Consider the following 6,097-nt stretch of genomic DNA (forward strand, 5'->3'; position numbering starts at 1 on the left):
TTATTTATTCTTCTGTACAATCGTCTATATCAGTGAACTCTAAAGATAAGCCAACCATAACTTCTAAATATGGGCCAGCACAATCTTCTTTAGGAGTTAAAGAAAAGAATGCAAAATTCCAGTCGATATATGTGGATGAGTCTTCTTCAAGTGACTTAGGAGAGCAACTAAAAGAAATAGTTTCATTAACAGGAATAATTATATTAGTAGAAGATGAAGAACGGGTTGGAAAGCATCCTCCATATCTTGGACATACCGGCATACTAATAGAAAATTCAACCTCACCTAATGCCTTTATTTGATATCCAGCTAGAGCTTCACATTCAATAGATTTTTCACATCTACAATTTGGAACTAACACTTTTTGAACAATTGGAGTTTTTACACATGATATATTAGAAAGATTAAAACATACGCTAGGAAAGCCAACAACAAATTTAAAACCCCTTGGTAATTTTAAACGGGAACACCCTTTAACTAGTGATAGGCAAGAAGGATTATTTGATTTAAGTTCAGATGGTTTAATTGGAATACCAGACTTATCAAAAAAGTAAGTCTTACCAAACTCAAATTTATTAAAATTATCTTTAAAATCTTCATATTTAGCCATTTTAAAATAACACCTACTTTAATAAAATTTTTATATATAGTTTTTAGTCTACTAAGATTTATTTGCATATTTTATGCAGAAATATAGTGTCCTTTAATACATTATATGAAGACATTACGATAATTGACAATATTTGATAAAAATATATAAAATTAGTTATTTTTATCAATCATAGAGTTAAAATCATCTGTAGGGTAATTAGGATAATTAAAAATTTTACCTTCCCATGTTCTTATAGTTACATAATTTTTACCTCTAGAAATAATATATTCAGGCAGAAGTGGGGTTTTTCCATTACCATTTGGCGCGTTAACAATATATGTTGGAATAGCCATTCCAGAAGTATAGCCTCTTAAATACTCCATTATTTCAATACCATCGTCAATTGAGGTGTTAAAATGATGCGTACCTATTACGTTTTTGGCGTGGAAAATGTAATAGGGTTTAACTCTACATTTTAAAAGCTCTTGATTTAAAAGACGCATTATATATTTATCATTGTTGATTCCATTTAGCAGAACAGCTTGATTTCCTAGTGGTATTCCTGAGTTAGCAAGTTTATCACAGGCAGCTTTAGCATCTTGAGTTATTTCAAGTGGGTGATTAAAATGAGTATTAATATAAATAGGACGATATTTTTTTAGTATTTTTAGTAGGTCATCAGTAATTCTTTGAGGCATTGTAACTGGGCATCTAGTACCTATTCTTACATAATCAACGGTGTTAATGCTAAAGAGCTCATTTAATAACCAATCTAATGTATTATCGGATAGCATTAGCGCATCTCCACCTGTTAATAATACATCTCTTATTTCTGTATTAGCTTTTATATAGTTAATAGATTCTTGGAGAGTTTCTTTAGATTTATGTTCATCTATACAACCAATATTCCTTCTGCGTTGGCAATGCCTACAAAATGAAGGGCATACATTAGTTACATTAATTATTAGTCTATCAGGGTACCTTCTTGTTATAGAACCGGCAGGATTAGTAAATTCTTCTGACATCGGGTCTAATACACCTCTATCATCTAATTCAAGAAAAGTTGGGATTGATTGCAGTTTTATGGGATTGAATTTATCATCATCATCTATTAAAGAAGTATAATAAGGTGTAATACCCCAACGATATTTCTGTTCAACTTTTTTTATACTATCAATTTCTGAATCGGTTAAATTTATTATTTTGGACAAAAGAGATACATCGCTAATTCTATTTTTTAATTGCCATTTCCAATCATTCCAATCAGACTCGGTTCCATTTAAAATTTCTAGTATCTTTTTCTTTTTAGAGAGCATTTTTTCTTCTTGGAGTGGTGATAATCCTTTAGGAATAGTGTCCTTTATATCTAGGTAATCTTGTATTCTAGTTTTTAATTCAGAACATCTTTCTAATGAAATAGATTGTTTAGATTTATCTGAGCACATATATACTTCCTCCTTAATTAAGATTTTATTGTATTAAATAGATTGATAATTTCATATTATGCTTGTTTAGGAAAATAGTAACTATAAGTAGGATATATGTGTAAGATTCTGATTAATAAAAGTCATTTTGCTTGACATATAAATGTGTTTTGGTAAAATTAATATATAATTTAATAAACACGATGAAAAAGAAAAGTAATTTTAATGTTTCTTTAAGAGAGATGATGGTTGGTGTGAATCATTAGAAAATTAAAATGAATGGAGCTTTGGAGTGTATTTTTTAAAGATGGGCTTGAGCCAAGAAGGGTGGAACCGCGGAATATTTAATTTCGTCCCTTTGTGGTTATAAGGCTTTTTTTTATTTTATAATAAAAATTACTTTGAAATTTAATAATTTGAATTTAACTGAAAGTCCGAATCTAAGATTTGAGTACGTGAAGTTACACATGGTGTACTCATTCGACCTAAAGAGAAGGAGTTTCATTATATATAAGTTTAAAAAATAGGAGGAATTAAGTATGTCAGTAGAAAAGACTATGGATAAAATAGTTGCTTTATGTAAAAGTAGAGGTTTTATATTCCCAGGATCAGAGATATATGGTGGTCTTGCGAACTCATGGGATTACGGTCCATTAGGAGTAGAGTTTAAAAACAATGTAAAAAAAGCTTGGTGGAAGAAGTTTGTACAAGAAAGTCCATACAATGTTGGAGTTGATTGTGCAATATTAATGAATCCAGAAGTTTGGGTTGCGTCAGGGCACGTTGGAGGATTTTCTGACCCACTTATGGATTGTAAAGAGTGTAAGGCTAGATTTAGAGCAGATAAGTTAGTTGAAGATCATATGACTGAAAATGGAGCAGAGGTTGCTACAGCTGATGGTTGGACAAATGAGCAATTAATGGAATACATAACTAGCAATAATATAATTTGTCCTAAATGTGGAAAAATGAACTATACTGATATTAGAAAGTTCAACTTAATGTTTAAAACTTTCCAAGGGATAACTGAAGATTCAGCTAGTACAGTATATTTAAGACCAGAAACAGCTCAAGGGATATTCGTTAACTTTAAGTCAGTTCAAAGAACCTCAAGAAAGAAAGTGCCATTTGGTATAGCTCAAATAGGTAAGTCTTTCAGAAATGAAATTACTCCTGGTAACTTCACTTTCAGAACAAGAGAATTTGAACAAATGGAATTAGAGTTCTTCTGCAAACCAGGAACAGATTTAGAGTGGTTTGGATATTGGAAAGATTATTGCTGGAACTTCTTGTTAAACCTAGGAGTTAAGGCTGATTGTTTAAGAATGAGAGACCACGGTGAAGAAGAATTATCATTCTATTCAAATGCAACATCTGATATAGAATACTTATTCCCATTTGGTTGGGGAGAACTTTGGGGAATAGCTGATAGAACAGACTATGACTTAAAGAAACATGCAGAGCACTCAGGAACTGATATGACTTACTTAGATCCAACAACTAATGAGAAATATGTACCATATTGTATAGAGCCATCATTAGGAGCTGATAGAGTTGCATTAGCATTCTTAGTAGATGCTTATGATGAAGAAGAGTTAGAAGGTGGAGATGTTAGAACAGTAATGCACTTACATCCAGCTTTAGCTCCATACAAAGCAGCTGTATTACCATTATCTAAGAAGTTATCAGAAAAAGCTGATGAGGTTTATTCAATGTTAGCTAAGAACTTCAACATAGAATATGATGAAACAGGAAGTATTGGTAAGAGATATAGAAGACAAGATGAAATAGGAACTCCATTCTGTATAACAATTGACTTTGAAACAGAAAATGATGGATGTGTAACTATAAGACATAGAGATTCTATGACTCAAGAAAGAGTTAAAATAGAAGAATTAAATGACTTTATAGCTAAGAGTTTAGAGTTTTAATTATTTTAAAGGGTTGTTTTATAAAAAACAACCCTTTTAATTTTTATATAGGTAGGATATTTTCCATCAATAGAATATAATAATTTAAAATGTTATAATAAAATTAGAATGGGATAAAATTCAAATAAAGAGAATTTTGTATGAAGGTATACTAGTACTTTGGAGGATAATATGAAAAAGGATTTTAAAGAATTTAAAGATTTTATTAAGAATAAAAATGTTGCTGTAGTTGGCATAGGGGTTAGTAATATACCTCTTATAAACTTTTTGCTAAAGTTAGGAGCTAAGGTTACAGCTTTTGATAGAAAGACTAAAGAAGAATTAGGTGATGTATTTAATAACTTTGTATCAAAAGGAGTAAAATTAGAACTTGGAGAAAATTATCTTGATAATTTAACAGGGTTTGAAGTTGTGTTTAAAACACCATCTATGAGAATAGATTGTGATGCTTTAGTTAAGGTCAAGAATGAAGGTGCATATGTAACTTCAGAGATGGAAGAGTTCGTAAGATATTGTAAAGGTAAGGTATATGCCATTACAGGATCTGATGGAAAAACTACAACTACTAGTATAGTAGCAAAACTTTTAGAAACAGAAGGATATAGAACGTGGGTAGGTGGAAATATAGGAACTCCACTTTTTTCAAGAATAGAAGAAGTTGAAGATGGGCATATGGTAGTTTTAGAGTTATCTAGTTTCCAACTTATGACTATGAACTCGCCAGTTGATGTTGCTATAGTAACTAATTTAACACCTAATCATTTAGATATGCATAAAGGCATGGAAGAATATATAGATTCTAAAAAGAATGTCTTCCTATATCAAAATGAAACAGATGTATTGGTTGTGAATAGGGAAAATGATATAACATTCGGTTTTGAAAAAGAAGCTAAAGGTTATGTAAGGGAATTTAGTTCAAAGAGAATAATAGAAAATGGAGCTTATTATAAAGAGGGAAAACTTTATTTAGAAGGAAATGAAGTTTGTGAAAAAGATAATATAATTATAAAAGGAATGCACAATGTAGAAAATTACTTAGCTGCTTTTATAGCTACTAAAGATGATGTGAAAATTGAAACTATGAAAAATGTAGCAGAAAGCTTTGGTGGAGTAGAGCATAGATGTGAATTTGTTAGGGAAATAGATGGAGTTAAGTATTATAATGATTCAATAGCATCTACACCGACAAGAACTGTAGCTGGATTGAGAGCTTTTGAAAAAAAGGTAATATTAATTGCTGGTGGATATGACAAGCATATTCCTTTTGAACCGTTAGCAGAGGATGGATATCCTTATATAAAAGAAGTGATAATATTAGGAGCTACTAAATTTAAAATAAAAGAAGCCTTTGAAAAGCTTAAAATAGAAAAGGGAATAGAAATACCGACTATAATGGTAGATTCTTTAGAAGAAGCTGTAGAAGTTTCAAGAAAGATATCTACGGAAGGTGATGTGGTAACTTTATCTCCTGCATGTGCATCTTTTGATATGTTTCCAAACTTTATGGTAAGAGGAAATAAGTTTAAAGAAATAGTTAATGTTATAAAATAAGCGAGAGAATAATTAAAGTTTATAAGTGAAAATGAGTTAGAGTATATTATGTATAATCTAGCTCATTTTTATACTTACAAATAAGTAAATATAATAGTTAATATGTAAAAATAAACTCAACATATCCTGGCGTATCAATATGTGTATATTAAAGAAAAATAAAGAAAATTAAAGAAATAAAAAAATAATTTAATTGTATAAGTAGAAAGTTTTGTAAGAGAAAAGAGAAAGATGATAATATAGTAAAAGTCGTCGGCAGTAATTACAAATTACTAAAGATGATTTGTTGAAAACATCAGTTTGAAGTCAAAAAACTTTAAAAAAAGATGTTGACAACAAAAAAGATAAATGTTATCATAAGAAAGCAGTCGAAATTGATTGCTAAATGATCTTTGAAAATTGAACAGAATATAAATTAAGAACCAGCAATTCTTTTGAGAGTTTTTAAAATATTTAAAGACTCAAAGTAATTTGAGCAACAGATTAAACTTTTTATTGAGAGTTTGATCCTGGCTCAGGACGAACGCTGGCGGCATGCCTAACACATGCAAGTCGAGCGAGTGGAGTTCTTCGGAACAAAGCTAGCGGCGGACGGGTGA

At 30.4% G+C, this 6,097-nt stretch carries 4 protein-coding genes, 1 rRNA gene and 1 other annotated feature; of the genes, 3 read left to right on the forward strand and 2 right to left on the reverse strand.

What is annotated here, in order from left to right:
- Positions 1–4 precede the first annotated feature (4 nt).
- Together H8S20_RS14035 and eam are read right to left on the reverse strand one after the other, a co-directional pair.
- Entirely contained in the window at positions 5–610 is a 606-nt protein-coding gene (locus tag H8S20_RS14035; protein ID WP_032116964.1) for a hypothetical protein, read from the reverse strand.
- A gap of 152 nt (positions 611–762) precedes the next feature.
- Complete coding sequence (gene eam, locus H8S20_RS14040) at positions 763–2,037, reverse strand: glutamate 2,3-aminomutase (protein WP_186860502.1); 1,275 nt, start codon at positions 2,035–2,037, stop codon at positions 763–765.
- Between the two features lie 173 nt (positions 2,038–2,210).
- Positions 2,211–2,377, forward strand: a binding site (T-box leader).
- A gap of 178 nt (positions 2,378–2,555) precedes the next feature.
- Here eam and H8S20_RS14045 point away from each other — a divergent pair.
- The 3 genes from H8S20_RS14045 to H8S20_RS14055 all read left to right on the forward strand — a co-directional run.
- The gene (locus H8S20_RS14045) at positions 2,556–3,947 is read left to right on the forward strand and encodes a glycine--tRNA ligase (RefSeq protein WP_186860503.1); all 1,392 of its coding nucleotides are present in this window, start codon (positions 2,556–2,558) and stop codon (positions 3,945–3,947) included.
- A 171-nt stretch (positions 3,948–4,118) separates the two neighbouring features.
- Positions 4,119–5,498 carry a UDP-N-acetylmuramoyl-L-alanine--D-glutamate ligase gene (murD, locus tag H8S20_RS14050; RefSeq protein WP_032116967.1) on the forward strand — a complete coding sequence of 460 codons (1,380 nt, stop codon included), beginning with the start codon at positions 4,119–4,121 and terminating at the stop codon, positions 5,496–5,498.
- Positions 5,499–5,989: 491 nt separating this feature from the next.
- Positions 5,990–6,097: ribosomal RNA gene (locus H8S20_RS14055) — 16S ribosomal RNA — on the forward strand; the annotation flags it as partial.

The organism is Clostridium hominis (genome assembly GCF_014287825.1).
GTDB classification, from domain to species: Bacteria; Bacillota; Clostridia; order Clostridiales; family Clostridiaceae; genus Clostridium; species Clostridium hominis.

Bases quoted from the DNA above. Each gene is read 5' to 3' on its own strand.
- H8S20_RS14035 (WP_032116964.1), bottom strand. From the start codon at position 610: ATGGCTAAATATGAAGATTTTAAAGATAATTTTAATAAATTTGAGTTT.
- eam (WP_186860502.1), bottom strand. From the start codon at position 2,037: ATGTGCTCAGATAAATCTAAACAATCTATTTCATTAGAAAGATGTTCT.
- H8S20_RS14045 (WP_186860503.1), top strand. From the start codon at position 2,556: ATGTCAGTAGAAAAGACTATGGATAAAATAGTTGCTTTATGTAAAAGT.
- murD (WP_032116967.1), top strand. From the start codon at position 4,119: ATGAAAAAGGATTTTAAAGAATTTAAAGATTTTATTAAGAATAAAAAT.